This window comes from Gordonia spumicola (assembly GCF_009932475.1).
GTDB lineage: Bacteria > Actinomycetota > Actinomycetes > Mycobacteriales > Mycobacteriaceae > Gordonia > Gordonia spumicola.
In genome coordinates, this window is sequence record NZ_BJOV01000005.1 from 1,238,578 (window position 1) to 1,264,002 (window position 25,425).

General features: G+C 62.9%; 30 protein-coding genes. 9 read left to right on the forward strand and 21 right to left on the reverse strand.

Going from position 1 to position 25,425, the window contains the following annotated elements; translation table 11 throughout:
* Positions 1–78 precede the first annotated feature (78 nt).
* From GYB83_RS17085 to GYB83_RS17135, 11 genes are all read right to left on the reverse strand, one after another.
* Entirely contained in the window at positions 79–1,722 is a 1,644-nt protein-coding gene (locus GYB83_RS17085) for a long-chain fatty acid--CoA ligase (RefSeq protein ID WP_008382348.1), read from the reverse strand.
* A 27-nt stretch (positions 1,723–1,749) separates the two neighbouring features.
* The gene (locus tag GYB83_RS17090) at positions 1,750–2,430 is read right to left on the reverse strand and encodes a hypothetical protein (protein ID WP_228461564.1); all 681 of its coding nucleotides are present in this window, start codon (positions 2,428–2,430) and stop codon (positions 1,750–1,752) included.
* A 49-nt stretch (positions 2,431–2,479) separates the two neighbouring features.
* A complete protein-coding gene (locus tag GYB83_RS17095) occupies positions 2,480–3,412 on the reverse strand; it encodes an MlaD family protein (RefSeq protein WP_161897560.1) in 933 nt (310 codons plus the stop codon).
* Between the two features lie 26 nt (positions 3,413–3,438).
* On the reverse strand, positions 3,439–4,476 hold the full coding sequence (locus tag GYB83_RS17100) for an MlaD family protein (RefSeq protein WP_161896570.1): 1,038 nt from the start codon (positions 4,474–4,476) through the stop codon (positions 3,439–3,441).
* Positions 4,476–5,525 (reverse strand): MlaD family protein, encoded by a 1,050-nt coding sequence (locus GYB83_RS17105; RefSeq protein WP_161896571.1) that lies wholly within the window; start codon positions 5,523–5,525, stop codon positions 4,476–4,478. The genes GYB83_RS17100 and GYB83_RS17105 overlap by 1 nt, the downstream gene beginning before the upstream one ends.
* Complete coding sequence (locus GYB83_RS17110; protein ID WP_161896572.1) at positions 5,519–6,514, reverse strand: MlaD family protein; 996 nt, start codon at positions 6,512–6,514, stop codon at positions 5,519–5,521. The genes GYB83_RS17105 and GYB83_RS17110 overlap by 7 nt, the downstream gene beginning before the upstream one ends.
* The gene (locus tag GYB83_RS17115) at positions 6,511–7,515 is read right to left on the reverse strand and encodes an MlaD family protein (RefSeq protein WP_161896573.1); all 1,005 of its coding nucleotides are present in this window, start codon (positions 7,513–7,515) and stop codon (positions 6,511–6,513) included. Before GYB83_RS17115 ends, GYB83_RS17110 begins: the two co-directional genes overlap by 4 nt.
* On the reverse strand, positions 7,516–8,550 hold the full coding sequence (locus tag GYB83_RS17120) for an MlaD family protein (RefSeq protein WP_161896574.1): 1,035 nt from the start codon (positions 8,548–8,550) through the stop codon (positions 7,516–7,518).
* Positions 8,551–8,558: 8 nt separating this feature from the next.
* A complete protein-coding gene (locus GYB83_RS17125) occupies positions 8,559–9,422 on the reverse strand; it encodes an ABC transporter permease (RefSeq protein WP_161896575.1) in 864 nt (287 codons plus the stop codon).
* Between the two features lie 10 nt (positions 9,423–9,432).
* Positions 9,433–10,170 carry an MlaE family ABC transporter permease gene (locus GYB83_RS17130; protein WP_030175681.1) on the reverse strand — a complete coding sequence of 246 codons (738 nt, stop codon included), beginning with the start codon at positions 10,168–10,170 and terminating at the stop codon, positions 9,433–9,435.
* Positions 10,171–10,718: 548 nt separating this feature from the next.
* Positions 10,719–11,642 (reverse strand): metal-dependent hydrolase, encoded by a 924-nt coding sequence (locus GYB83_RS17135; RefSeq protein ID WP_161896576.1) that lies wholly within the window; start codon positions 11,640–11,642, stop codon positions 10,719–10,721.
* Between the two features lie 465 nt (positions 11,643–12,107).
* Between GYB83_RS17135 and GYB83_RS17140 the strand changes: the two genes are divergently transcribed.
* On the forward strand, positions 12,108–12,377 hold the full coding sequence (locus tag GYB83_RS17140; RefSeq protein WP_161896577.1) for a DoxX-related protein: 270 nt from the start codon (positions 12,108–12,110) through the stop codon (positions 12,375–12,377).
* A 555-nt stretch (positions 12,378–12,932) separates the two neighbouring features.
* Here GYB83_RS17140 and GYB83_RS17150 read toward each other — a convergent pair.
* Both GYB83_RS17150 and GYB83_RS17155 read right to left on the reverse strand, forming a co-directional pair.
* Positions 12,933–14,618, reverse strand: coding sequence for an FAD-dependent oxidoreductase (locus tag GYB83_RS17150; RefSeq protein WP_161896578.1), 1,686 nt, complete (start codon positions 14,616–14,618; stop codon positions 12,933–12,935).
* Positions 14,619–14,628: 10 nt separating this feature from the next.
* Positions 14,629–15,645: an AurF N-oxygenase family protein gene (locus tag GYB83_RS17155; protein ID WP_161896579.1), complete on the reverse strand. Its 1,017-nt coding sequence runs from the start codon at positions 15,643–15,645 to the stop codon at positions 14,629–14,631.
* 643 nt (positions 15,646–16,288) lie between these two features.
* Here GYB83_RS17155 and GYB83_RS17160 point away from each other — a divergent pair.
* Entirely contained in the window at positions 16,289–16,807 is a 519-nt protein-coding gene (locus GYB83_RS17160) for an SDR family NAD(P)-dependent oxidoreductase (protein ID WP_228461568.1), read from the forward strand.
* A gap of 138 nt (positions 16,808–16,945) precedes the next feature.
* On the opposite strand, the gene GYB83_RS17165 is transcribed toward GYB83_RS17160, so the two are convergent.
* Positions 16,946–18,337 carry an IS1380 family transposase gene (locus GYB83_RS17165; protein WP_040520992.1) on the reverse strand — a complete coding sequence of 464 codons (1,392 nt, stop codon included), beginning with the start codon at positions 18,335–18,337 and terminating at the stop codon, positions 16,946–16,948.
* A gap of 101 nt (positions 18,338–18,438) precedes the next feature.
* Positions 18,439–18,621 (reverse strand): hypothetical protein, encoded by a 183-nt coding sequence (locus GYB83_RS24130; RefSeq protein ID WP_371865215.1) that lies wholly within the window; start codon positions 18,619–18,621, stop codon positions 18,439–18,441.
* 69 nt (positions 18,622–18,690) lie between these two features.
* Between GYB83_RS24130 and GYB83_RS23710 the strand changes: the two genes are divergently transcribed.
* The gene (locus GYB83_RS23710; RefSeq protein WP_008376382.1) at positions 18,691–19,026 is read left to right on the forward strand and encodes a hypothetical protein; all 336 of its coding nucleotides are present in this window, start codon (positions 18,691–18,693) and stop codon (positions 19,024–19,026) included.
* Positions 19,027–19,053: 27 nt separating this feature from the next.
* On the opposite strand, the gene GYB83_RS17175 is transcribed toward GYB83_RS23710, so the two are convergent.
* Positions 19,054–19,638, reverse strand: coding sequence for a YdhK family protein (locus GYB83_RS17175; RefSeq protein ID WP_008376383.1), 585 nt, complete (start codon positions 19,636–19,638; stop codon positions 19,054–19,056).
* Between the two features lie 173 nt (positions 19,639–19,811).
* Positions 19,812–20,021: a heavy-metal-associated domain-containing protein gene (locus GYB83_RS17180; RefSeq protein WP_040519341.1), complete on the reverse strand. Its 210-nt coding sequence runs from the start codon at positions 20,019–20,021 to the stop codon at positions 19,812–19,814.
* Between the two features lie 628 nt (positions 20,022–20,649).
* Between GYB83_RS17180 and GYB83_RS17185 the strand changes: the two genes are divergently transcribed.
* Positions 20,650–20,811, forward strand: a complete 162-nt coding sequence (locus GYB83_RS17185) for a hypothetical protein (protein WP_157435742.1) — start codon at positions 20,650–20,652, stop codon at positions 20,809–20,811.
* 119 nt (positions 20,812–20,930) lie between these two features.
* On the opposite strand, the gene GYB83_RS17190 is transcribed toward GYB83_RS17185, so the two are convergent.
* A complete protein-coding gene (locus GYB83_RS17190) occupies positions 20,931–21,314 on the reverse strand; it encodes a hypothetical protein (RefSeq protein WP_008376386.1) in 384 nt (127 codons plus the stop codon).
* Positions 21,311–21,580 (reverse strand): hypothetical protein, encoded by a 270-nt coding sequence (locus GYB83_RS17195; protein WP_186349799.1) that lies wholly within the window; start codon positions 21,578–21,580, stop codon positions 21,311–21,313. The genes GYB83_RS17190 and GYB83_RS17195 overlap by 4 nt, the downstream gene beginning before the upstream one ends.
* A 23-nt stretch (positions 21,581–21,603) precedes the next feature.
* Between GYB83_RS17195 and GYB83_RS17200 the strand changes: the two genes are divergently transcribed.
* The gene (locus GYB83_RS17200) at positions 21,604–21,918 is read left to right on the forward strand and encodes a hypothetical protein (protein ID WP_008376388.1); all 315 of its coding nucleotides are present in this window, start codon (positions 21,604–21,606) and stop codon (positions 21,916–21,918) included.
* On the opposite strand, the gene GYB83_RS17205 is transcribed toward GYB83_RS17200, so the two are convergent.
* Positions 21,915–22,268 (reverse strand): Rv2640c family ArsR-like transcriptional regulator, encoded by a 354-nt coding sequence (locus GYB83_RS17205; RefSeq protein ID WP_005206748.1) that lies wholly within the window; start codon positions 22,266–22,268, stop codon positions 21,915–21,917. The two genes, GYB83_RS17200 and GYB83_RS17205, sit on opposite strands and share 4 nt — an antisense overlap.
* A gap of 95 nt (positions 22,269–22,363) precedes the next feature.
* On the opposite strand from GYB83_RS17205, the gene GYB83_RS17210 reads away from it, so the two are divergent.
* The 4 genes from GYB83_RS17210 (at position 22,364) to GYB83_RS17225 (ending at position 24,847) form a co-directional block, all read left to right on the forward strand.
* On the forward strand, positions 22,364–22,819 hold the full coding sequence (locus GYB83_RS17210) for an ArsI/CadI family heavy metal resistance metalloenzyme (RefSeq protein ID WP_161896580.1): 456 nt from the start codon (positions 22,364–22,366) through the stop codon (positions 22,817–22,819).
* A gap of 125 nt (positions 22,820–22,944) precedes the next feature.
* Positions 22,945–23,319, forward strand: coding sequence for an ArsR/SmtB family transcription factor (locus GYB83_RS17215; protein ID WP_085941944.1), 375 nt, complete (start codon positions 22,945–22,947; stop codon positions 23,317–23,319).
* Positions 23,316–24,413, forward strand: coding sequence for an ACR3 family arsenite efflux transporter (gene arsB / locus GYB83_RS17220; protein WP_161896581.1), 1,098 nt, complete (start codon positions 23,316–23,318; stop codon positions 24,411–24,413). The genes GYB83_RS17215 and arsB overlap by 4 nt, the downstream gene beginning before the upstream one ends.
* On the forward strand, positions 24,413–24,847 hold the full coding sequence (locus GYB83_RS17225; protein ID WP_161896582.1) for an arsenate-mycothiol transferase ArsC: 435 nt from the start codon (positions 24,413–24,415) through the stop codon (positions 24,845–24,847). Before arsB ends, GYB83_RS17225 begins: the two co-directional genes overlap by 1 nt.
* Here GYB83_RS17225 and GYB83_RS17230 read toward each other — a convergent pair.
* Positions 24,833–25,375 (reverse strand): TetR-like C-terminal domain-containing protein, encoded by a 543-nt coding sequence (locus GYB83_RS17230; protein ID WP_161896583.1) that lies wholly within the window; start codon positions 25,373–25,375, stop codon positions 24,833–24,835. The genes GYB83_RS17225 and GYB83_RS17230 overlap by 15 nt on opposite strands.
* Positions 25,376–25,425 lie beyond the last annotated feature (50 nt).

A 25,425-nucleotide genomic window follows, 5' to 3' on the forward strand; every position in this document is an offset into this window, starting at 1 on the left:
CACCGGCCAACCGGCCAGGTGAGGTGAACACCAGACGGCGGCGGTCCATTGCACCGCCGCCGTCTGCAAGAGATGTGTTCAGTTTGGCACGACGACGAAATTCCCGTCGGCATGTTGGGCACGCAAGACCTTCTTGTCGAACTTGCCCACGCTGGTGCGTGGCACCTGGTCCACGAACGCCCAGTGCTGGGGGATCCACCAACGAGGGATCTCGTCGGGGCAATTGGCGAGGAACCATTCTCTGAGCTGATCGGCGGTTACGTCACTGTCGTGCGCCCGGACGACCACGGCTAGGGCGGTCTCCTGCCATCGATCGTGGGGGATGGCGATCACTGCGGCCTCGGCCACCTGCGGATGGCCCATGATGGTGTTCTCAAGCTCCACCGATGAGATCCACTCGCCGCCGGACTTGATGACGTCTTTCGATCGATCGGTGAGCGTGAGGTAACCGTCCGGGCTGATGTGGCCCACATCGCCGGTGCGCAGCCAGCCGTCACGGAATTTGTCGCTGTCCTCGTCGAGACGGTAATAGGCACCGGTGATCCACGGTCCCTTGACTTCCAGTTCCCCCACGGACTTGTCATCACGCGGAACCGGCATCCCGGCCTCGTCGGTGAGACGCATCTCGACGCCACAGATGGCACGGCCCTGACGCTTGCGATACGACATGGCCGATTCCGGTGCGACACCGGCCGGTGGTCGACTGACCGCGGCCAGCGGCGAGGTTTCCGTCATCCCCCACGCCTGGATGATCTGCACGCCGAACCTGTCGGCGAATCCCTCGATCAACGACTGCGGCACCGGCGCACCACCGCAGGCGACCAGACTGATCGACGACAGATCCACCTCGGGGTGCGATACCCCATACTGCAATAAATCGCTCCAGATGGTCGGGACGGCACCAGCTTTCGTGGGTCGATGTGTCTGGATCATGTGCGCCAGCGGAGCAGCTTGCAGGTAACGGTCCGGCATGAGTAAGTCGGCACCCGCCATGAGGGACGCGTAGGGAAGACCCCAGGCACTGGCGTGGAACATCGGCACCACGGGCAGGACTCGGTCCCCTTCCTCCACGGCGAGCGCATTACCGGTGCAGGCTGCCATCGAGTGCAGGAACACCGACCGGTGGCTGTAGACGACCCCCTTGGGGTCTCCCGTGGTTCCGCTGGTGTAGCACATACCCGCCGCCGATCTCTCATCGGGATCTGTCCACGGGAACACCGGCGACTCCGCGGCGAGTGCGTCCTCATACCGGATGATGTCGACGCCGTTGCCCTCCAGCGCCGACACCTCTCCATCGCCGGCGACGAAAACGACGCGTACGGTCGACAGGCCCGGCAGGACCGGTGCCAACAACGGCACCAGGGAACTATCAGTGATGATGACCCGGTCCTCGGCGTGGTTCGCGATGAACTGCAGTTGGGACGCAGACAACCGCAGATTCAGGGTGTGCAAGACGGCACCCATGGCGGGAACCGCTGCGTACGCCTCCAGATGTTCCTGGTTGTTCCACAGCAAAGTAGCGACACGGTCATCGTCGCCAACACCGGCACGACGCAGAGCATTGGCCAGCTGACCGCATCGTTCCTCAAGGGACCCGTAGGTCGTGGTCCGAGCCGGTTCGTTTCCGCCGTAGGTGATGACCTGCCTTGCGGCGTGATTCGTCGCGACGTGGCGGAGGATCGACGCCACCGTCAAGGGCACATCCTGCATCGTGCTCTTCATGGGAACTCCTTCTGCGGCGCAGCCGCCTTATTCAGCTGGGCCATAGTCCTGGATCTGCCAGCCCTGGGCCGTTTTCGACACGACCACCTTCAACAACGTCGGCAGTTCACTCGGTTGTGGGTTCTGCACGTTCTGGGTCTTCTGGCTCGCGAAGACCATCACCGTGTATTCCCCGTCGGTGTCACCGGTGACGCTGGTGGCCAGAACGCGTCCCGACGCCTGCACCTGGGCCTGCTGCATGATCTGGGTCAGCGTCGGCCGGACCTCGTCGTAACGCTTGATGAGCGCCTCACCCGCGTTCTCTTTGACCGCCGCGAAAAAGGCGTCTGTGTTCTGGTAGTTGTAGGTCAGGGACTGGGTCGTGTAATCCGAGGCGGCCTTTGCCGCCGCGGCCCGTTGCGCGGCGTCGTTTTCCAATACCGACTTCGCGTCGTCGGCCTCGACGTAGAGGTAGGCAAACACGCCGGCCAGCACAGCGAGCACCACGATCACGGCCGAAACGACCAAGGCACGCAACCGCGGCGCTGCTGACCAGCGACGCCCACCTGGCGAGGGGGGATCAACGTCGCCGTCTCCCGGCTCCGCCGTGGCTACGGAAGCGGTTTTGGCGTTGTCGTCCACCAGCAGATCGCTATCCGTCGCCGCTGCTGCCGCGGCGTCCTCGACCTCAGTGGGCTCGGTGTGCGGCTCGGTCTCGTCATTTGTCATCTGGGGCCTTCTGTGTACTTGTGGTGACAGTCCGCGTGGGACATGGTCGTCACCGTGGTGACGGCGACACGGTGATGGGGACCTCCGCGCGACCTGGTCCCGACGCCGGGAAGGTTCGGGCGAGGAGGTCGCCGATCGACCCGAAGTCGACGTAGGTGTCCGCGACCTTCGCGGTCGCCGGTTTCACCGCCCGGGTGATCGTCAGCAGATCCGGCTGCAGGATCTGGATATAGCCGTCGAGCTTTTCCACAAGCTTCAACACGGGAGGCCACTTGTCGTACGAAGTAGTTGTGAACTCGATGAACGCCCGTTGAATGCGCGCCAGTCCGTTTACGGCGTCAGGGGTGCGCACAGCTGCCGTACTGAGGACGTCCCCGACATTGGACATGAGGCCGAGCAGGAACTCGGCGTTGTCCGCGGTCACCCGGACGGACCCATCTTTGCCGACGAAATCGACTAGACGGTGCATCATGTCGCCGATCGTGTCGAGGTCTTCCTGCCGTCCTGCGACGGCCTCGGCGACGGTCTTGTTGATGGACTCGATCGATGCCGGGTCGAGTCCATCTGCCACTGCAGCCATCTTCGGCAACACCTGGGGCACCGATTGCGACACGTGCACCGCGTCCGCGGGCACCACATCTCCGTTGTGGAAGTACCCGCCGGTGGCCGTGCCCGTGGGCACGAAGTTGATGTACTGTTCCCCCGCGATCGACAGATTCTGGATCGACATCACGCTGTCCTGGGGGATCTTGTGATCGGAATCGATCGCCATCTCGACCTTAAGTGCCGAATCCACGACGTTGATGGAGGCCACTTTTCCGACGGGTATCCCCCGCACCATCACCGGCGACGTGTCCAGTAGACCGCCTGAGCTGTCGATGAAGGCGGTTAACGAGTACTCGGAGCGGGTGGGGTTGACGCGTGCCACGCCGACGACGAGGTAGCCGAGCCCTACGACGAACACGACGGCCAAAGCCACCATCGATATGAGCGTGCTGCTGCTGCGGTTCACGGCATCATTCCGATCGATTTCAACACGGTAATGAACGATTCGGCGTCACGCCGCGCCAGGTCCCGACCATCGATGGAGATGTCCGAGAGGTTGATGTCCGGCGACCCCACGAATGGAATGAGTTTGTCGCGGATGACGCGCGTTGCCTGCTCCGTGACGGACTTCGAGTAAATGTCGGAGTTGGCGATCGCCGCGATCACCGGGGCGATCGCGGCCACCGACTCCTTGATGCGTGAGTACTCCGGATCCACGATCCTGCCCGCGGCCGTAGCAAATGTACGCAAGTTGGCGATGAGTAACGCGACGTCGATCAGGGAGTAGCCGAGGCCATAGAAGTTGGTTCCGCCCTTAGTCAGCATCCGGTCGATTCCCGACGGATCAGCCAAAATCACCTTCAGAGTCCGATCAGCCGACCTCAACACCACGTCGAGCTTGTCAGTGTTCGAGGAGACCTCCGAAACGGTCTCCAGCGTTGTCCGATACAGGGCGTCGAATTCCTGCGGATCCTTGGGGAACGAGGTGTTCAATGTCGAGATCGCGGTGTGGATCTTGTCGAGTTCACCGCCGCCGAGGACATTCGCCATCCCACGCATGACGTCCTCGACATTTGCTGCCGGCTCGGTCCGTGCCAGCGGGATCACCGAACCCGACCGCAGCAAGGCACCCGTCGACGGCTCGGCTGGGGGAAGGATGGAAACGTAGATTTCACCAAGGAGAGTGTCTTGACGCAGCTCGGCTCGCGATTCGGCCGGCAGCTGAGTCTTGTTATCGATGCGAGCTTTGACGACTGCATGCCCGTTCTCGTACGTGACATTCTCGACGGTTCCGACGCTGAGCCCCTCTGAGAGGACTTTTGCGAGGGCCGGCAGGTTGAGTGCGCTGGTGAACTCCATCTGGATGTCGTAGCCGTTGCCGTCGGAGGTTCCTATGGTCGGCGGATTGTCGGCGTTGATCCCACACGATGTCACGAACACCATCGCTGCCATCAGTACGACCATCATGGGTCCGAGGCGTGCGCGGTTGACTGAGATCATCAGGCCCCTCCCCCCATCATCCCGGCGATCGTCCTTGATGCATCGCCGGGCCCGCAGACGCCGTTTGCCGCCGGCGCGGCGCAGCCACTGACGAGGCTTCGCAAAGGCAGCGACACTGCGAATGCCCGCACGATCGACTTGGCATCGGGGTGTTTCATGATGAGGTCTGCCGTGCGGGCTGCGACCGCTGCCACCATGTCCGGCTGCTCTCCCATGCCGGCGATGAGCGGAACGGCAGCATCACCGATCGCGAATATTGGGGGCCCGAAATCCGTTGCGAGCCGCGAGAGGATCGGTACGAACGTCCCCGCGTACTCGACTGCCGCGCCGAACGTCTGGCCGAACGCGATGATGACATTGATGGCGCCCACGAAGTTGTCGAAGAGGGCGGTCACCTCTTTGTCGTTCTCGGTTGCCACCCCCGTCAGTGTTGCGAGGTTCCCGACGATCCTGCGAATCTGTCCATCCCGCTTGGCCGGGTCGTTGATGAGCGTGGCAGAGTCCTTGATGATCCCGGCCACGTCACCCTGGGTCCCTTCCAGATTGCGGGCGACGAGCTTGAGGGACTGCAGGATGGCGTCGGTGTTTCTGCCGTTGTCCTTGACCAGGTCCTCGGACAAGTTGCTGATCGAGTCGAGCGTCTGACTGATTCCCAGCGGGGTTCTCGTCTTACTCAACGGAATGCACTGATTCGTCTCGTATCGGGCTCCACCGGAGTACGGCTTGGTGAACTCGATCTGACGTTCGGTCACGATGGATGTCGACACCAGAGTCGCGCCGACGTCGGCAGACAGCGGCACGCTCTTGTCGACCCGCATGTCGATCCTCACACCGGACTGACCTTTATTCTGGTGCACCCCGACGACGCTGCCCACCTTCTTGCCGAGCATGGCGACTGCGTTGCCTTCGAAGAGGCCCGATGCATCGGTGAACTCTGCGCACAGGGCGCGCGTGTCGTCGGACGCTGTCCGGCCTATCCCGATACCAGCGATGACCACCACCACCACGGCGATCAGGAGCAGCAGTCTTCGGACCCAGGTGGTCAGCATTTGTCGTCACCACTCGGAATGCACACACGAACCTCTGGTTCTGTGGTGGCCGGCGCACCGACCGGCGCCTGGAGGAGGACGCCGAGGCGCTGAGTGATCTGATCGATCTGTGTCAGGGCATTGGAGTAGCCCGGCATCTCTGTCGACACCTTGTCCAGGAGCGTCTTGAACTGTTGCACGGACGGTTCGATGCCATCGCGGTACGCCACGAGCGGCCTCGTCAGGAGTTTGAACAGACGCCTGAGATAGTCGAACCCGCCGCGGACGTTCTGGATATCAGGTCCCAGCGTCCTGGCCAGGAAGCTGAGTTGACGGAGAAAGTCGACTAGCACCTGTTTTTGGTCGGCGAAAGCTTTGACGTATTCATCCGATAGAGCGACCGTTTTGTCGAGCTGACCGTACTGTCGCTCTAGGAGGTCCATCAGACTGCTGGTGTTCCTCAGTGCGTCGGGAATGTTTGTGTTGCCGTCGGAGAACGCATTCTGCAGCAGCGCCGCAGTTTGACGGAGATCGACGCCGTTCACATCACGGAACACCGGCGTCGTCGTCTCGAGCGTGTTGGAGATGTCGTAGGTACTCGATGTCTGAACAAGGGGGATGGCCCCCGACAGCGCGGTCGGTCCTGACCCTGGGTCCAGATCGAGAACTCGCCCGCCGATCGGCGTGATCAGGCGAACCGCTGCGGTAGCATCCGAACGGACTGACACCGAGTCGTCGAGTCGAAATTTGACTGTGATAACCGTTCCCGTGAGGTCCACCGACGACACCCTCCCTTGTCTTATCCCCGCTATACGCACCTGATCACCCGACTCCAGCCCGCCGGTGTTGACCAGATGGGCCGAGTACACCTTTTGACCGGGCGGTGCGATATACACGGCCCCGGCGATGACCAGACCGACCACCACGGTCACCACCACCACACCGGCGACGATGAGGTCGCGTCTGCGTTCGGGCTGGTGATGCGATCGATTTCGATTGAACAACCTCACTTACACACCACCAATCGTTGCCCCATAAGCGCAATCTGCGCTGTATCCGGCAGGGGCAGGAGACCTTTCGAACATTGCGCCTCGCTCGGCGTGGAGTTCGTCGCAGCGGTGAGCGAGTCCATAAGGGGCTTGAGCAGTACCGCACCGTTGAGTAGACCCTCTAACTCCCCGGGTTCTCGCGCCAGACGCTGATAGATCGTCGCGAAACTCTGGTCGTACGTTGACTCGAGTTGCTCGCCGGTGAGGACCGTCTTCGACATGGACCGGTTGACCTCGCGTAGCGACTCTCGCAGCCGGTCACTCACGCGGCTGAAGGCGTCGACGATCGATCCCAGCTTGTCGACGAGTTCGACCATCTCCGCCGAGCGGCCTTCGAGCTGGTCGGAGACCTGGCCGAGACTCGTCACAATATTCGTGATGATCTCAGACCGCTGGTTCCCGTAGGCGGTGATGTTGGCGATCTGCTTCAGAACAGGCGATATGCCCCTTCCATCACCTTGAGCAACGCGCAACAAGTTGGACTGCAGTTCATTGATCTCGTCGGCATTAAGCGTGTCGAACACCGGCTTGAATCCGTTGAACAAGGTGGACACATCAAATGAGGGAATGGTCTTGTCGAGCGCCACCTGTGTGAGTGCCCCCTGTGTTTTTCCCTGTTCCGCACCGATCAATTCGACATATCGCTGTCCGAGAAGATTCTGATAACGCACGGCGGCGGTGGTTTTCGATGTGATCGTGATGTCGTCGTTCAGTTGGAAATGAACGACCGCCGTGGCCCCTTTCAGGTCGATCGCCGTCACATAACCGACCTTGACCCCTGCCGACCGCACACCGTCGCGAGGTTTGAGCCCGGAGGCATCGGAGAAGACCGCTGATCGTTCAGAACTCGCTCCGTCCGAGCTGGGTTGGAGGATGGCGATGATCACGTAGGTGAGAACGCCGATGACTGCGGTGAACGCGACGATCTTGATGATGGTGGGAGTTAACGACTTGAGCTTCATCTACCTCGGTCCTCCTGCTGCAAGCGCGCTCTGCAGCGCAGGTGAGGTCTGCACTATCAGGGCGACCTGAAGTTGCACTCGCTCCCCGACCTGTGGCGTGGCCTTGTCGATGCTGTCCAGGATCTGCGGGATGGTGTAAACGGTCCGCGCGAGCCCCGAGGCCGATCTGGCGACTGGCCTCGCCAGATCGAGGCCGACGTCCAGTAGTGAACTCAACGCCGGGTAGTTTTTGTTCAACAGTCCTCCGAGTGCGCCGAACAGGACCTCGCCGGTGTCGTTGAGGTTGCCTTTGGTCTGTTTGATGGCCTCGTCGGTGGCGAAGAAGTCAGCGATGTCGACGTTTATGAGGATGCCCGGAATGAACGGCTTCATGAAGTCGGCAACACCCTCGGACAGGTCTGCCGCGATCGCCAAATCCTGGCCCACTGGCCGCTGTTGAACGTCCCGAGTGAGCTGTGCGATCTGGAACATGAGTTTGCCGGTGTCGGCAAACGTTTGGGAATCGTCGACGACAAACTTCACCACAGAATTGAACGCCGGCTGATCGAGAGCATTGACCAGCTTGGAAAGTTTTCGAATCAGGGTCGATACCGACGTTTGTTCGGACTGCTGCTTGCTCACATAGACACTGCCACCATCACGGATGAGCGCTCCCCGCCCAGGGTCGACAACCTCGAGTGCCGTCGGCCCCAGCGCGCTGGCGGACGTGTAATTCACCGCCATGCCCTGACTCAACCGGATGTCGTCGTTCGCTCCGGTGAGCTCGATTTTCACATTTGTGCTTTGGTCGCGCACCGACACCGAGGACACCTTGCCCACCGTGAAGCCCCGATACTTCACCTCCGATCCGCTCTTCAATCCGTCACCAATCGCGTCGGTGGTAATCGTCACTGTCTTGTTGTCGTCATATTTTCCGTTCGCGTTGCCCACCAGAAGATAGGCGGCAACCACCACGACGACGAGAACCCCGATCCCACGCAGGGTCAAGTTCGTTCGTGACGGCGCGCGCCCTGACAGATCTTGAAATACAGCCACTTAAACTCCTAGCCCGAAATCCTGACGCCCGAATCGAAGCCCCACATCAGCAGGGTCAAGATCATGTCCTCCACGACGATGATGATGAGACTGCTGCGGATCGCTCGACCAGACGCGCGGCCGACGCCTTCTGCTCCACCGGTGGCGTAGTAGCCCTGGTAGCTGTGGACGATGACGACCGATACCACGAAAATTAGGACCTTGATGACTGAGAACACCAGATCCTGCGGTTTGAGGAACGCATTGAAATAGAAGTCGTAGGTGCCACCGGACTGACCGTGCATAAGGATGACGACCAGTTTGGCCGCGACGAAACTGAGTATCAGCGTCACGATGTAGAGGGGAATGATAGTGGTGATCGCTGCGACCACGCGCGTGCTGACGACGTACGGAATCGGCCGCACCGCCATCGACTCGAGTGCGTCGATCTCTTCGGCGATGCGCATAGAACCGATCTCCGCAGTGAGGCGACAGCCGGCCTGGGCTGCGAAGCCGATCGCGGCGATAATAGGTGCCAACTCCCGAGTGTTGGCGTATGACGAGATGAACCCGGTAAGAGACCCCATCCCCACCAGGTCCAGCGAGGCGTAACCCTGAATGCCGATAGATGCCCCCACAGCCATTCCGAGAATGACAAGCACGACCGCGGTACCCCCGCCGACCAGAACAGCGCCTCGTCCCCAAGCAAACTCATGTATGTACAAAAGCGTCTGTCGTCGATAGGTGGTCGCGACGTGACGAATTCCTGCGACGGTGTCGATGATGAACGTGGTGATGTGCCCGAGTTGTGCAGGGACTTCGGCGAGGGGCGTCACAGCACGCACGATCGGACGAGTGACAGAAGTGAACCGGGTGGATGGTATGGCGGTCACGTGTTCTCCGTCATCCGATGGTCTGCGGGACGAACATAATTGTCAGCTGGGTGATGACCACGTTGATGACGAAGCACGCCACCACCCCCAGGACCACGGTGGCGTTGACAGATTCGGCCACACCCTTCGGGCCGCCTTTCGTGGACAGACCCCGGTGACATGCGATCGCCACGACCACGAGACCGAACACCACTGACTTGATCAGTGCCACCACGATGTCCGCCGACGAGGCAAAGGATGCAAACGAGGAGACGTAACTTCCCGGCGTGATGCCCTGGACGTTGACGCTCAGGATGTAGCCGGCCACGAGACCGGTAAACACGATGAGCATGCACAACAGCGGAGCGACGATGAGAACCGCGACGAACCGCGGGGCGACGACTCGACGGGCCGGATTGAGTCCTAGCGTCTCCATGGCATCGATCTCTTCACGGACGGTGCGTGCGCCAAGGTCAGAGGCGATGGCCGACCCTGCCGCACCACCGAGCAGCAGCGCTGTCACGATCGGGGCCCCCTGCTGGATGATCCCGAGTCCACCAGCGGCGCCGGCGATGGACGTGGCCCCGACCTGCTGGGTCAGGCTTCCCACTTGCACCGAGACGATGACGCCGAACGGGATCGCCACCAGGATCGCCGGCAACGTCGTTACGGTGATGACGAACCAGGTCTGGGTGACAGCCTCCCGAAACGGAAATCGTCCGGTGACAATGTCATACACGGTCCACCGCAGTGCCTGACCGGCGAGCATGGTCGTGTTTCCGAAGGTCGCAAGACTATCCGTCGCACGACCAGTGACTCCCGTAGCGATACTGCTCTCCTTCATATGGCTGCACAGCCCTTCAATGATGTGCATCACAGTATCAGGTACTTCAAGTACTTCAATACATGATTCGGAGATTCCTGCCGGAGTTAGCCGCACTGGCGAGGCGACACCCGTCGTCGCACCACGATGGTCCTCGATGTCATCGAGATGGCGCGGTGGGCACTCACCCTGATCATTCCTATAACGAGCAGCACGCGGCGCCGACCACCTCTACACCCTCAACTGCGAAGAGCCAAAAACGTTCGGTTCCATCCGCTGCTGGTATTGGACCGCCCCGAGATCCGGCGGGGAAGCCCTGGCCGGGCCGCTCGATGCCTCCGAGAGCTTCGGCAAATGCGGCGACGGACGACTTCACCGATTCGCTGTCCGACGTTGACCCGACTTGTGAAAGACCGTTCCGGACTCGGACAACTCGGCGGCGACCTAACAAGACGTTCTGGCCCCGAGCACAGGTACCCACCGACGGCCCTCGTTCAGCAGCGGTCCGAGCGGCGCTGACGTCCACCCACGAGGTTGTCCGTCAAAATACCTTGGTCGCCGAACAACTCCGAGCGCCAGGTCTTGAGCAGATAATCTGTGGGGTTGTCGCTGGGATGGAACCCGCGACGCGTGTAGGTTCCCAACTCGCGCAATACATCTCGGTTGATCCACGGGTTGGTGCGCATAGCCGCCACGCTTCGCAGAAGACGAGCCGGGTTGTACGTGGCGCGATCGGTGAGCATCGACGCCAGCGTGGACACGGTGACAAGCCCCAGGAACGTGATGTGGATCCCGCGCATCGTGCCGATACGCAGAGCTTCGCTGCCACCGATGGTCCGGTAGACGTCGAACGCCACCGCTTTGTGTTCGACCTCCTCGTAGGCGTGCCACAGCAGGAGTCCCCGCACCTCGTCGGAGGTGAGTAGCGCGCGTGCCTCGGTATTCGTGAGGAGCAGAGAGGCCAGGGTCGCCGTGTAGTGCTCGAGGCCGGCGGTCATGGCCAACGAGAATTTGTGCGGCGCGTGGCGGTAGATCATCGCCAGCGCTCGCTTGGTGAGGCGGTCATTGATCCGAGTGGGGTAACCCATTTCCTGGAGATGCTCGTTGATCTCGCGGTGCTCGCGTCCGTGTGTAGCCTCTTGGCCGATGAACCCGTCGACCTGCGCCCTCAATGTCGCGTTGGCGATCTCATCCTTGTAGTACTTCACCGACCGGATGAAGAAGTCCTCGCCCTCCGGGAAAACCGATGACAGCATGGACACGACGTGACTCATGATCAGGTCGTCGGAGACATAGTGCCGGTTCATGGAGCCCTGCGGATAGGAGAACTTGATCCGCCTTGCACGGATGGGCGCTGCCTTGAAGTCGACCACACCGGCGTCGTCGGTAGAGCTGATGTCGGGTTGCTCCGCGTCCATGCTGTCCTCCGGTCCCGTGCCGCCACACCAGAATATGTGTGTCAGCATCCACAGCTCGGTTCCCAATTATCAGTCCGCAGAGACAGTGCTGTCAATGATCGATAAGGCCCCGATGGGGGTACCGCGGTCGGCGAACGCACACGTGATGGCACCTGCCCCAGGCCGAAGTAGACGCCCTGTGGGGCCGCGCCGAAGGACCCCAGCCAGGCATATGCTGACCCCGCCAAATTGCGCTACGTACAATGCTCGGCTGACCAGCTGCGGCCGCGCGCAGCTGGTGCGCCTGGCCATCAAGCAGTTTGTCCGGATCGGGAACTGGACCTGGGTGCTTCAGGATACTTGAGAACTAACCCGTGAACCGCGATCATTTCGCCCGCCCCACCGCCGGCATGTGGTCTTGTCTCTCGACCGCCGGTGCGCTTGGCTCTGATGAGCTATCGAATCCACCTCACAGAAGGACACCCAATGCCCAACCAGACCACGTCCGTTCCTCGCGCTGCCGGAGTCGTCGTCGCCGCGACCGGCTTAGCACACTTGGTGGTGCCGCGGGCGTTTCATGCCATCACCGCGCCGGCGTTCCCGAAGGACACCACCACGTGGACCAAGCGGAACGGGGTCACCGAGGCCGTCGTGGGCACCGCGATCGCGATTCCGGCGACGCAGAAGGCGGGGCTGATCGCACTGGGCGCCTACGTTGCGTTCCTCGGTTCGCGGATAGTTCTCGCGAGACGGTGACACTCACCCGGTGCTGGACTGATTTCGGTCACCGGGAGTTCTGACGACCACCTACGAGGTGAAGCCTGGGATCGGGTACTGCCCGTTGAGGGGTGCTTGCCGACGTCGGCGATCTTGTATGCCACCGGGTCGTGCCGGGTGTGGGTACGCACGTTGCGCAGAAACGGTCGAAGCCGTACTTGGGATTGGTCCCGCGCCGCACCGATCACCTCGAAGATCCCGCTGTTGACGTTGAGCGCGGCAGTGGTCGCCAACGCCTTGACCCCGGACACCTTCACCATCAGTTCGCCGCGGTCCTCCGGGTGAGCGCATCACCGCTTGTCCCAGACCCGTTCTGCAGCAGACGCGCCGCTTCGCGGGCGGCGGCGTCATCGCCCTGCAATGCGCTTAGGAATACGCCGTAGGAGCGAAGCGTGTAGGGATCGTGAAGGCGCACCCCTCGCGAAGATCGATCCGCCGGCGATCGCCGAGACCAGCACGAACGGTAAGCAACATCGGCCCCCATCCGGGTAACCATCCGCCACCTCGTGTCTCAGCATGACAGCGGGCTCGTCGTCAGTGACAGAAACCGGCCAGCACCCGCTGCGCGAACGACGGAGTAGGTGCGGCGGCCGCAACTGCCAACATGTCGGCGACCGAGGTGAACTTGTCGCGCGGGCGGCGCCCTCCGCCACGCTTGATTTCGGCTTCGTCGATGGCCCTCCATCCAGCCGCGTTCACCACATCTGGTCTGCGGCTGCGCACCAGTTTCGCCAACGCGTGGGGCCTTGTGCGCGGCCCGGTCAACAGACCGGCGTTGTAGTCATCGACGACGCTTTGTACCGTCTCCGCCGCGCACGACTTGTTGGTGCCGATGAAACCGTTGGGGCCGCGCTTGATCCAGCCCGCCACGTAGCTGCCTGGCACCGGCTGTGCCGTTTGCGGATCGATGACCCGGCCCCCGTCGTTAGGTATCACGGCGGCGACGTCATCGAACGGTAGATCGCGAATGGCCTTCCCGCGGTATCCGATCGATGTCAGCACCAGGCCGGCGTCGAGATGACAGATTCGATCCGAACCCGTCACTGTGAACTCGATGCCGCTCACGAGGTCAGTGCCGAGGATGCGCGCGGGCGTCAGCCGGTACGCCAGCCGGATCTGCGGGCGCGTCGCGGGCACCGACGCGTCTCCGAGCTTGCTCAGTACCTCCAGTTTGTTTCGGATCAGCGGATCCTCCGCCGTGGCGAGGTCGGCCTGCACGAGAGCTTGGTCGGCCGCATCGAGAACCACGTCGCACGTCGACGTCAGCCCGATCAACTCGGGCAGGGTGAAAGCGGACTGCGCCGGCCCGCGGCGGGCTGCGATCACCACTTCGGTGACCTTCGACTGCCGCAGTGCGGCCAGCGCGTGATCGGCGATGTCCGTGCGCGCCAATGCGTCCGGATCGGTCGTCAAAATGCGGGCCACGTCGAGCGCGACGTTGCCGTTGCCGACCAGCACCACTCGTTCATGTTCCAGCGCGACAGGGAGATCTGTGTATTCGGGATGTCCGTTGATCCACGCGACCATTTCGGTGGCCGTGCCGGTGCCGGACAGTCCCATGCCGTCGACGTCGAGTCTGCGATCGTTCGGCGCTCCGACGGCATACACCACCGCATGATGGTGGGCCAACAGTTCGGAGTGGGACACATCCGATCCCACCTCGACGTTGAGGTAGAAGGTGAATCCAGACGATCGGCTCACTTCGTCGAAAAGCCGTGTGACCCGCTTGGTGTTCTGATGGTCGGGTGCGACGCCGGCCCGCACCAGCCCATAGGGCGTCGGGAGCCGTTCGAAGACATTGACCCGCACCCCCGACTGGGTCAGCAGTTCGTCGGCGGCATACATCGCCGCCGGGCCAGAGCCAACAATCGCCACCGTCAATGGATCCGACTCGCGTGCATCGACTTTCGGCGCGTCGATGACCGTCGCCAGCTTAGACGTCGGCGGGACCCTCTCGCCTGCGGGCCGATCCGGGTAGAACGCCGCGTTGAGGGAGACAAACGGCAACTGTTCAGGCCGCAGCTTTACCTCCGGCGCTATCGCCCCGACCGGGCAGGCAGAGACACATGCGCCGCAGTCGACACACGAGACCGGATCGATGTACAACATCTCAGCGGTGGCGAAACCGGGTTCGTCCGGCGACGGATGAATACAGTTGACCGGGCAGGCGTACACACAGGAGGCGTCGCTACAGCACGACTGGGTGATCACATGGGGCATGACGCCGCTCCTACGCTACGGCGGACACGTGCTGGCGCTGCGGCTCGCTACGGTAGCGACTCGGCTTGCCATCGATCTTGCAGATCCGCCAAACGATCTTGGCGAGCGGATTGATCAGTCCCGTGTCGTGGCACAGCATCCGGACGTCACCGAACATGTCACGTAGCATTTGCCGCGACTCCGGCGAATTGAAGAAGACCTCCTTGCGCACCGAGCGCGGAATATCGAATTCCTTCCAGAACTCCCGCGGCGGAACCATGATCGCCGAACACAGCACGCGCATCATCACCGGCACAAACATCGACAACAAGAACCGCTTCCCCCGCGACAAATGCGGCACCCGCTTACGCAGGTACTCATGCGCGAACGAGATGTGCCGCGCCTCTTCAGCCACATGGATCGCCATCACCCGCTCCATGATCGGGTGCAGCTGTTTACCCTCACGCAGAACATTCTTCTGCGTATGATCGATGGGCTCTTCACCGGCGAGAATGCCGAACCAGAACGGTATCGGCAACGGACCCGCCATCAACGGGACCACCGGTTGGGACCACCTCAGCAACCGAGGCATCCCGGGCACGTCGACCCCGATGCGGTTCACCATCTCCTGGAACATCATGGTGTGGTTACACTCTTCGGCGGCCTCATGCAGGCAGTAGCGGTACTCGGGCGACCCGTTGGGCGTCCAGAACGCGTAGTCCATCAGGCCGCGGATCAGGACCAACTCGAAGTGCAGGCCGACCTTGGCAACGTTGGCCTGACGCCACATACCGATCTCGATCTGGCGCTCGACCGATTGCGCTTGATACCACGGGTGACGTCCGAGCGGATCGGTCCCCGGAAGGATCCAGCGCTCGTCATTGGGTGTCACCGCGAACTCGGGTGCATCCCAATCGATATCGATATAGGGGTTAAAATGCCGTCGCACTGACCCCTCAGACAGTGTGTTGAGCATGTCGGTGTACACGGTGTCGTCGAGCACATCCATATTGCTACGCCAACGATTGATGATGCCGGTTCTAGCCATAAGAAGCCTCCTCTGAGGTTGATATTTTCTACGGCTTTTATACGTACACGGTACCGCAGGTATCGGATATCGGAAATGCCCCGGTCGTGCGATGACCGAAACCGCCCCGACCAGGGCCGCGCGATAGGGAGCGGTTGCTGGCAAGACGGCTAACCAGCAAGACGCAAAGACGGCATGACGGCCTGGGCACGCGGAGCGTCGGACGGTGATGAAATCATCGAATTGTGCACATGTCAGAACAGACCGGGCGGGCGGGCGGTGTCGTCGTGCGCCGGTTGCCCCCGTGTCGCTTCGGCGGGCTCATTTTCCACCGGAACCGACACCTCCCTCAGGACAGTTCTTACCGCTGACAGCTGATCTTGACGGCTGATGGTGACCAGGTGATCGTAGGGGCCGCTCAACCGGCTACGACGCCGTCCTGGCCGAGCTAGATCGCCAAATCGGCCAACCACCGGCCGTCAAGCACCAAGTCCGGCTTTTGTTGGTGCACGAAGGCGGCAGCGAGGGGCTCTCGCTCTGGCACGGCGGCCCACACATTTCGTGTTCTCCGGCCCACTGGGACGACGGGCAAGACGACCCTCGGCCGCATCCTCGCAGCGGATGGGGGTCAATAGTGCTGCGCCTCGTGATCTACGGTCTATGCATGGTGGCAGCAGCTGTGAGATACGTGCCAGCCCGAGTCGCGCATACTGCTTTACAACGACCACGTACGCCGGGCGAGCTCGTCAATACACTTCGCACCGGGTCGCCGGCCAGGCGGCTACGGTATTCAACCGTCCTCGTCACTGGCTCTTCGTCGGGCATCGGCGCTGCGGCAGCTGAAGAGTTCGCCCGTCGTGGAGCCCACGTCTTGATGGTGGCGCGGCGTGCGCACAGCCTAGACGAGCTCGTCACGCGTATCCGGGCCGAGGGCGGCTATGCCGACGCCTGTCCGGCGGATCTCTCCGACACCGACGACACGGCTCGCCTGATCCAGCACGTGCTCGCCGAGTACGGCTGCCCAGACATCGTCGTGAACAACGCCGGGCGGTCGATTCGCCGCGAGGTCCTCGACTCGACGGATCGGCTGCACGACTATCAGCGCACCATGGCGGTCAACTACTTCGGTCCCGTGCAGCTGACGTTAGCCTCGATCTTTCATCCGGTGCCTATCCCTGCCTGAGCGGTTCGGATTGATTGCGGCAGGGCTGATTTTGCGGTTCGGGTACGACAGGCTGGCCGGTTGCCGCCGGATCACGGCCGGGTTTCACGGGCCCGGAGGGTGTCTTTCAGGTCGTTCGGATACGTCAGGACACGCTGGTCACGTGCTGTTCGGGTAGCCGTCGAGACGATCGAGCCCGGCGATCAGCAGACCGGTGTACTTGGCACGGGCATCGAACCGCAGCCGTCGCTGACGGGCGTGCCGAGCGATCCGAGCCGCGATCGCGAACAACCGAAGACGCAATGTCTTCAACTCCCACGTGCGGGCATCAGTGCTGGTCAACGCCAGCATCTGCATCCACGCGTTCAGATCGATCGCCAACGCTACGATCGAGGTCCACACCTGGTTCTGCGCGAACGAGAACAACGGAAGGTTCAACAGCCCGCAGTCTTTGCCCTGCCGGATCCGATCCTCGCACCGGGCGCGTCGGCGGTGCCGTAGTTCCAGATCAGCCAGCTGCCCGCGCGTGGTATTCGTGGCGAACGCGGTCAATCGCCACCCGTTGCGGTCAGTGATCCGCAGCTGTGCACCGGGATGGGGTTTCTCCCGCCGCACGATCACCCGCATCCCCGGCGGCCACCCCGACAGGTCGATCACTCCGGTCAACTCGGCGACGTCGGCGCCGTCTCGCTGCTCGCGGTCGCTGTTGTAGGCCGGAGTCCATGCCTTCTTCGGGAGTCGGTCGATGATCTCACCCAACCGGGCATCGAGACCGAATCCGACCGAGTACGAGACTCGCTGTTTGTGCAGGTAGTCGAGGAAGTCGTGAGTGGCGCCGGCCGAGTCGGTACGGATCAGGATCTTGCGGCCGGGACGCGGTGGTAGGTCGGGGATCTGCGCCAACGACTGCTGGGTGGTGGTGATGTGGTCGGTGGCGGTGTTCGATCCGGCATTGCCTGGTCGTAGCAGGATCGTTCCGGCTTCTCCGGTCGCGCCGGGCCCGTGGTCGATGAACGCGGTCATCGGATGAAAACCGTAGCCGCCCTTGTAGTTTCCCGCCGCTGACTGCTTGTCCGAGTGTGCGGTGACCAGGGTTGCGTCGAGGTCGATGACCAGTGGGTTCTTCGCCGAAATCCCGTGGTTCGGAGCAGCAGGACCGGCCAACGCCCACACCCGTGCCCGGGTCGCTGCTCGAGCCGCAGCGATCGCCGACAACGCCTGGACCGGCGAGGCGGCCAGCGTTGAGATCAGGCGGGAGACGGTCGGGTCGGAGGCGACGTGGCCGAACGTGTCGGGTTGTTCGCGGATGGTGGCGATGTCGGCGAGGCAGTCGCCGCCGGCGACCAGTGCGACGGCGAGGTCGGCGATGATCTTGCCCGGATCATGGACTGCGGAGGGCGTGCGCCACGGCGCGAGTGCGGTCGACAACTCGGCCGCGAGGCCGCTGACCTCGACTGTTCGGGTCAACAGGATGGTTCCGGCGTGGGACACGAGGTTCTCGCCGTCGCCGGTGGCGCGGATGTGTGGGTAGAACACGGTAGAGTTACTCACCAGAAAGGTGCTCCCTCGCTCTGACGTAATCGGACTGTCGCAAGAACGATTATCGCAGGTGAGAGCACCTTTCTTCATGCATCAGGGTCGGCGAGTCGAATTCACCGATGAAAGAACCAGGCTAGTGCGATCAGAAGCATCATCCCGGGTTTCCGCGTCCGCAGCTCGCTCAGGGCACCGGCCAGGAACGGCCAGCCGCCCCAGAGGTACATCACGGTGCCGAGCGCGGGCGCGATCCATTCGGCCCACCCAGGGACCGAGTAGCCGACCAACATCGCGAACATCGGTGAGAAGGCGACCACCGGAACCGCGATGATGAGGTTGATCCAGAACAGTCGGCGAAACTCCCCGACGTGGTCACCGTGACCGCTGTGGTTCCCATGCTGCCCGCCGGGGTGCCCGTGCCCACTGTGGTCCCCGTGCTCACCGTCGTGGTCCAGGTGCCCGCTATGCCCGCCGGGGGCGCCATGCTCACCATGATGGTCGGCGTGGTCGTTGTGACCTCGGCCGTGCTCGCTGTGCCCGCCGTGCGTGGGGTCAGCGACAGCATTGTGGCTCTCAGGCACTGCCGCGTCATGGCGGTCGATGCCGTGTATGGGGGCGCCGCCGACATCTCGGTGGTGGTGGTGCGCGTGGGGGTTAGTCATCCTGCTGCCTTCCTCATCGTCATTCCCCAGCTGGGTTGGTGACTGCTGAAGTCGTCACCAACACCCCGCTCAGGGCATCGGTTGAATTTCGCTCTCGACGACCCACTTATGGTTGGTCATCGTCATGCCGTCCGCCTCGTAATCGACCATGTAGACGGTCTGGTCGGTGGAGCTGGCGATTGTTGCCTTCGCCCCCTTCATGCCCGTCATGTGATCGGCCTCGAGGGTGACTTCGGTGCCATCGGCCAGACGTCGATCTCCTGCGTTCTTGATCTCCTGTTGGACTACCCACTTGTGATCCTTGACCGGCTGGCCGCCGGTGGTCGGGGTGAAGTTCACCGAGTAGGCGCACGTGTCGAAGGCGCCGACGATTGTGGCCCGCGCACCGTACATGCCTGCCATGTGGTCTGCGGTCAGCATGACCTGGCTGCCGACCGGAAACTTGGGTGCCGAGGCCGCCTTGATGCCGGCAGGTGCCGGCCCGCCGTCCATCGGGTGGTCCATCGGCGAATCGCTCATTGCGCCGACACTGCTGGCCGTGCTGCCACCGTCATAGCCTTGGTGGTCCTGGCTTTCGCCGGCACTGCAACCGGCCAGAACCAGTACTCCGACGAGTATTCCCGCCGAGACGGCCGTCATGAGAGGCTTGCGCATGTGGTCTCCTATCCACTCTGATCTCACCGAACGCGACGCACCGGTGTGGTGCATCGCCGTTCTCTCCGTTGTCGGCCGATAGCGATTTGCTCGGCGGCCGCACAGAGCTGAAGGTGTAAAAGTTCGCTAAACCGCGAACGTCACGCCGACAGCAGGAAGCGAGCTGGCGTCCATCAAATCCGCACTGCCGAATAGCCGGCCGCTGTGACTGCGTCGACCACCGCGGCCTCGTCGACGAGGCCGACGGAGGTGACCACGAGCCTGCCGGTCTGCGCGCTCACCTGAGCGTCCTGAACACCCTCTACGGCTGCGACTTCCTTGCGCACCGAGGCCTCGCAATGCCCGCACGTCATGCCTGCTACCTGATACTCGCTCGACGACATGTCTTTCCACCTCTCCAGTTGATACCCCATGGGGGTATGATGTTCTGATGAACATATACCTGCCATCGGCTGTGATGCAAGGGGTGCCGCCACGCATCGCAGTCTGGGGGTCTGGTGGGAGCTGCCAGGTGGGCGGCTTGGTCAGTTTGCGTTTGACTAGATCGGGCACTGACCAGCGGAGCCTCCGAAAACGGCGGCGAATCAGGCGGCTTGTGTGTGGCGACGATGGCATCCATGGAATCGGTCCGACTCTCGGTTGCCGCCGTCCACGATCGTGTGACAGCGCATCTGGACGCCTTCGACGACGCGACACTGGTCGACCAACTGCGCACGCTGCTCGGTGCGCGTTTGGTTGCGTATCTGGCCGGCGCCCAGCACCGCTGCGGTCAGCGACTACATCACACGCGCGGCCGCAGTCCCGGACCACGTCCGAGCCCGTTTGAAGGTGGCCTACACGGTGGCGGCCCTGCAACACCAGCTCGGCGCTACCCCATCGTTGATCCAAGCCTGGTTTCAGGGACGCAATCCGCGCCTGGATGATCGAGCACCGGCGCAGGTCATCGCCGACGATCCCTGCCGCTTCCGAGGCACGCTCATCGCGGCCGCCGTTACTCTGGTGGGTGGCTAGGTGGACACTGACGCCGCGTTTGCGGCCACCTGGCGGATCGGCAGTCGAATCTATGCCGTTGCTCAAGCCGAGATCCTCGTCGACTCCGTGGTGGGACCGCCCCAGCACATTCGGCGACGACTGGATGCCGTCATCGACGACCTCCTCGATCCTGCTGACTAGGCTGGCGAACAGACGGATCAGCCGATGGCCCTACGGTTGGGCGCGATGTGCGCAATGACGTTCTCGAACCGTGGGACGGGACGTGCGCCGGTTACCCGAGAATCGTCGGCGGTCTGTCGTCACTCGTCCGCCGTGTCTAGCCGGCCGTAGAGTGTGGCGATCAGCACATCCTTGGCGCGAAGTTCTGCGCGGAGACGATGGAGTTCGGCATCGTTGGCCGTCAACTGAGCCCGAAGCGCCGACACGATGGAGCTGTCGGTGGCTGCAGCCTCGGGTGGCGGGGCGATGGTGGTGTGGGCGCGGATCTTCTCCCATAGGTCCGGATGGTTGTAAATCGTCTTGCGGGTGACGCCGGCACGTACAGCGACGGCGTTGATGTTGATTGTGGCCCCCGATCTCCGCATCGCGGTGAGGGCCTTCTCAATCCGAGTCCGGACGTCGGCGGAGCGCTGCCGTGCGTGGGCGTTGAGCGCGGCGATCGCCTGATCAGTCGGTGGCGTCATGCCCCATCACCTGGGTTCTCGGCTTTCCCGAGTGCGATCTCGTGCAGCCCTCGAGTCTGGATCTGCAGCAGCGGTCGCCGATCAGAGGTGCCGGCCCCGGCCACCGCCGACTCGCGATCGGCCGATGCCTGGTCACCTTCGGCAGCGAGTCGGGCGATGATGGCATCGAGCGAGGCGATCTCGCGGAGTCGTTCGTGGACCCAGACGTTCTCGTCGGAGAGTTCACGTCCGGTGCGCTCGTAGTACTGACGGCGACGGACTTGCATCCATCGACATACAGGACCTCAACTTGCATAGCTCGAGTTTCCCCGACTCGCCCAGAAAAGAGAGATCCGAACTGCTGACACCCGCGAACTTCGGGTTTCCCGACTCCGTCGTCGTCCGGCTGCGTACGTGGCTCGACGCGTGGACGGCGAACTTCGCCGACGCACCGAGCGACGACCAGCACACGTGGCGTCGCGGATTCGACGTCGCCGGCTGGCTTCACGAAGGCGATACACTGGCCGACCTCATCGCCGAGTCGCTCCCCGACTACACCGTCGAACGCCAGTATCGGACTTACGCAGCTAACGCCGTGCGGCGCGATGCCGATCACCCCGGCTAACAGCAGGTGTCGAGCACTCCTCTCAGTGCTTCCAGCGAGTCCGGTTCGGCGCGATGCAGGACGTTCACGCCTCGACGCTCGGAGCTGACTAGGCCCGCCTTTTTGAGTTGACCGAGGTGGTGGCTCACCGTACCCGCCGAGAGTGCGAGCGCCTCGGCGAGATCACTGGTGCTGATCGCACCTGGTCGGGCGCCCATGAGGATGGAGACCAGCTGAATTCGCGCCGGATCGGCCAGCGCCTTGAGCCGGAGAGCCAGCTCTAGGGCCGCATCCGCTTCCATTGGACCTGCGGAGATCGGTGCACAGCAGATCGGAGCACTGATGTCGACCACAGGGAGCGTCTTGGGCATGACCCCAACCTACCCATCCGTTGACATATGTCAAACCCTGGTCTAGAACTTGAGTCGCAACACTTTTGATGTATGTCGAATCCTTGGAGGATCTCATGTCACGCGTGCAACTCGCCCTCAACGTCGACGATCTCGACCAGTCGATCGCCTTCTACACCAAGCTGTTCGGCGTCGGCCCGGCGAAGGTCAAGCCGGGCTACGCCAACTTCGCCGTCACTGAGCCCGCACTGAAGTTGGTGCTGCTGGAGAATCCCGGCCAGGGCGGCAGCATCAATCACCTCGGCGTTGAGGTCGATTCCAGTGAGAAGGTGCACGCCGAGATCGCCCGATTCACCGAAGAGAAGCTGTTCACCGAAGAGGAGATCGGAGCAACCTGCTGCTTTGCCACTCAGGACAAGGTGTGGGTCACCGCTCCCGACGCCGAGCGGTGGGAGGTCTACACCGTGTTGGCCGACGCTGAGACCTTCAACGGCGAACCGGTCGCCGCCGCGGCCCCCGCCGGCGAATCTACGCCCGCGGCATGCTGCACTCCCGCGGCGAACTGCTGCTGAACGCGACCTTCTCTTAGGGCTGCCAGGCTGGTCGCCACCCGATGCCGGGGTGGCGACCAGTCCCGTTTCGAACGTGGACTGCATGCACCCTTGCAACCAGTATCGATATCTGTCAATATCGATGCATGTCGAACTCGATTCCGTTGACCGATGTCACTGTGCGGTGCTCACCGTTGGTGCGTGAGCCCCTCTCGGAGCGGCAGTCGGTTGATCTTGCTGTGGTGTTCAAAGCACTCGCCGACCCGATCCGGTTGCGACTGTTCAGCTTGATCGCCAGCCACGAGGGCGGTGAGGCGTGCGTGTGTGACATCTCCCCGGCCGTCGACGTTTCGCAACCGACGATCTCCCATCACCTGAAGGTCCTCAAGAACGCCGGTTTGCTCGAGTCTGAGCGCCGCGCGTCGTGGGTGTACTACCGCGTTATCCCCGATGTTCTGTCCTCGCTCGCCGGGATCCTGCAGTCCGGCGAGCTCGCCAGCTCGATGGAGGTTCACTCGTGACCAGCCCCACCCCGACGGCCGGGCATCAGCCGGTCGTCGGCAAGCTCTCGACTCTGGACCGGTTCCTGCCGGTGTGGATCGGCGTCGCCATGGTCGCCGGTCTGCTGCTGGGCCGGATGATCCCCGGACTGAACACCGCGTTGGAGAAGATCCAGGTCGACGGCGTTTCACTGCCTATCGCCTTGGGCCTGTTGATAATGATGTACCCGGTCCTGGCCAAGGTGCGCTACGACCGCCTCGACACCGTCACCGGCGATCGCAAACTACTGCTGGGATCGCTGCTACTGAACTGGGTGCTCGGCCCAGCGCTCATGTTCGCCCTCGCCTGGATCTTCCTGCCCGACCTACCCGAGTACCGGACCGGCCTGATCATCGTCGGCCTCGCACGGTGCATCGCCATGGTCATCATCTGGAACGACCTCGCCTGCGGCGATCGTGAGGCAGCAGCCGTCCTCGTGGCGCTCAACTCGGTGTTCCAGGTGGTGATGTTCGCCGTCCTGGGCTGGTTCTACCTCTCAATCCTGCCGGGCTGGCTGGGCCTGGAACAGACGACCATCAGCACCTCTCCGTGGCAGATCGCCAAGTCGGTGCTGATCTTCCTCGGCATCCCGCTGCTCGCCGGATACCTGTCACGCCGGATCGGCGAGAAGACCAAGGGCCGCGACTGGTACGAAGGGAAGTTCCTGCCCAAGGTCGTGCCGTGGGCACTCTACGGACTGCTGTTCACGATCGTCATCCTCTTCGCCCTGCAGGGCGAACAGATCACCTCCCGTCCCTGGGACGTCGTCCGCATCGCCGTGCCACTGTTGGTCTACTTCGCAGTGATGTGGGGCGGCGGCTACCTCCTGGGTGCGGTTATGGGCCTGGGCTACGAACGCACCACCACGCTTGCGTTCACCGCGGCAGGCAACAACTTCGAACTCGCCATCGCCGTCGCGATCGCCACCTACGGCGCGAGCTCCGGCCAAGCACTTGCCGGCGTCGTCGGCCCACTGATCGAGGTCCCGGTCCTCGTCGGCCTCGTGTACGTCTCCCTCGCACTCCGCAACCGCTTCCCCACCGCTACGACCTCGTCCTCCAGGAGCGTGCACTGATGTCCCGTGTTCCCAGCGTGCTGTTCGTGTGTGTCAAGAACGGCGGAAAGTCGCAGATGGCGGCAGGCCTCATGCGCGCGGCCGTCGGCGATGCCGTCATCGTGCACTCGGCAGGCACTCGACCCGGTTCCGTCGTCAACCCTCTGTCGGCCCAGTCCCTGACGGAGGTCGGCGTCGATATCAGTCAGGAGACCCCGAAGGCGATCGACCCCGATGTCCTCGCCGACGTCGATCTCGTGGTGATCCTCGGCCGCGAAGCCGTCGTCGACGCACCGGCAGGGGTCACCGTGATCAATTGGGACACCGACGAACCCTCCGAACGCGGCATCGACGGGATCGACCGCATGCGCCTGGTGCGCGACGACGTCGCGGCACGGGTCACCGAGCTGGCAGCAGCCTTGCGCGACTCGACGCCGCCGTCACGAGGGAAATGACAGCCCGCCGATCGTGATGTCGACGACCGCGTCGAGCATCCGATCGTCGACGACCTCCCGGGTCAGCAGGCGCCGGAAGTGGATCGGCGCGATCACCATCTCCAACACGATGCGCGGGTCCACATCCGCGGCGATGTCACCGCGCGCCGCTGCACGCTCGATCATCACTCCGGCAGCCTTCGATCGCGCGAGCCAGAAGCTGCGCCGCGCATCCGACGTGGCGGAGTCGTCCTCGACCGTGGACATCGATCTGACCAGCGCCGTCCCGAGTGGTGATATCAGATAGTCCGCAAGCAACCGTGCAAACGCACGCAGGTCGCCGCGGAGCGATCCGGTGTCCGGGACCGTCAGAGTGTCGCCGCTGACGTCGAGAAGCGCGTCGAGGACGAGGTCTTCGACGCTTCCCCACCGCCTGTCCAACGACGTCGCGTGCACCCCCGATCGGCGCGCGACCTCGGTCATCGTCACCCCGCGCACGCCGTTCTCGACGCCATCACCGATGGCCGCGTGCCGCTCCTTCGCCGACACCCGCTGGACGCGACACCGGGACACGATCGCCGACGACGCTCTCCGGAGAT

Excerpts from the sequence above, each read along its gene's own strand:
- GYB83_RS17225 (WP_161896582.1), top strand. The coding sequence starts at position 24,413 with ATGTCCCGTGTTCCCAGCGTGCTGTTCGTGTGTGTCAAGAACGGCGGA.
- GYB83_RS17150 (WP_161896578.1), bottom strand. The coding sequence starts at position 14,618 with ATGCCCCATGTGATCACCCAGTCGTGCTGTAGCGACGCCTCCTGTGTG.
- GYB83_RS24130 (WP_371865215.1), bottom strand. The coding sequence starts at position 18,621 with ATGTTCGCGATGTTGGTCGGCTACTCGGTCCCTGGGTGGGCCGAATGG.
- GYB83_RS17095 (WP_161897560.1), bottom strand. The coding sequence starts at position 3,412 with ATGGTGGCTTTGGCCGTCGTGTTCGTCGTAGGGCTCGGCTACCTCGTC.
- GYB83_RS17190 (WP_008376386.1), bottom strand. The coding sequence starts at position 21,314 with ATGACGCCACCGACTGATCAGGCGATCGCCGCGCTCAACGCCCACGCA.
- GYB83_RS17195 (WP_186349799.1), bottom strand. The coding sequence starts at position 21,580 with ATGCAAGTCCGTCGCCGTCAGTACTACGAGCGCACCGGACGTGAACTC.
- GYB83_RS17180 (WP_040519341.1), bottom strand. The coding sequence starts at position 20,021 with ATGTCGTCGAGCGAGTATCAGGTAGCAGGCATGACGTGCGGGCATTGC.
- GYB83_RS17105 (WP_161896571.1), bottom strand. The coding sequence starts at position 5,525 with ATGCTGACCACCTGGGTCCGAAGACTGCTGCTCCTGATCGCCGTGGTG.
- GYB83_RS17175 (WP_008376383.1), bottom strand. The coding sequence starts at position 19,638 with ATGCGCAAGCCTCTCATGACGGCCGTCTCGGCGGGAATACTCGTCGGA.
- GYB83_RS17085 (WP_008382348.1), bottom strand. The coding sequence starts at position 1,722 with ATGAAGAGCACGATGCAGGATGTGCCCTTGACGGTGGCGTCGATCCTC.
- GYB83_RS17160 (WP_228461568.1), top strand. The coding sequence starts at position 16,289 with ATGGTGGCAGCAGCTGTGAGATACGTGCCAGCCCGAGTCGCGCATACT.
- GYB83_RS17140 (WP_161896577.1), top strand. The coding sequence starts at position 12,108 with ATGCCCAACCAGACCACGTCCGTTCCTCGCGCTGCCGGAGTCGTCGTC.
- GYB83_RS17130 (WP_030175681.1), bottom strand. The coding sequence starts at position 10,170 with ATGCTCGCCGGTCAGGCACTGCGGTGGACCGTGTATGACATTGTCACC.
- GYB83_RS17215 (WP_085941944.1), top strand. The coding sequence starts at position 22,945 with ATGTCGAACTCGATTCCGTTGACCGATGTCACTGTGCGGTGCTCACCG.
- GYB83_RS17090 (WP_228461564.1), bottom strand. The coding sequence starts at position 2,430 with ATGACAAATGACGAGACCGAGCCGCACACCGAGCCCACTGAGGTCGAG.
- GYB83_RS17135 (WP_161896576.1), bottom strand. The coding sequence starts at position 11,642 with ATGGACGCGGAGCAACCCGACATCAGCTCTACCGACGACGCCGGTGTG.
- GYB83_RS17210 (WP_161896580.1), top strand. The coding sequence starts at position 22,364 with ATGTCACGCGTGCAACTCGCCCTCAACGTCGACGATCTCGACCAGTCG.
- GYB83_RS17100 (WP_161896570.1), bottom strand. The coding sequence starts at position 4,476 with ATGATCTCAGTCAACCGCGCACGCCTCGGACCCATGATGGTCGTACTG.
- GYB83_RS17115 (WP_161896573.1), bottom strand. The coding sequence starts at position 7,515 with ATGAAGCTCAAGTCGTTAACTCCCACCATCATCAAGATCGTCGCGTTC.
- GYB83_RS17155 (WP_161896579.1), bottom strand. The coding sequence starts at position 15,645 with ATGGCTAGAACCGGCATCATCAATCGTTGGCGTAGCAATATGGATGTG.
- GYB83_RS17205 (WP_005206748.1), bottom strand. The coding sequence starts at position 22,268 with ATGCCCAAGACGCTCCCTGTGGTCGACATCAGTGCTCCGATCTGCTGT.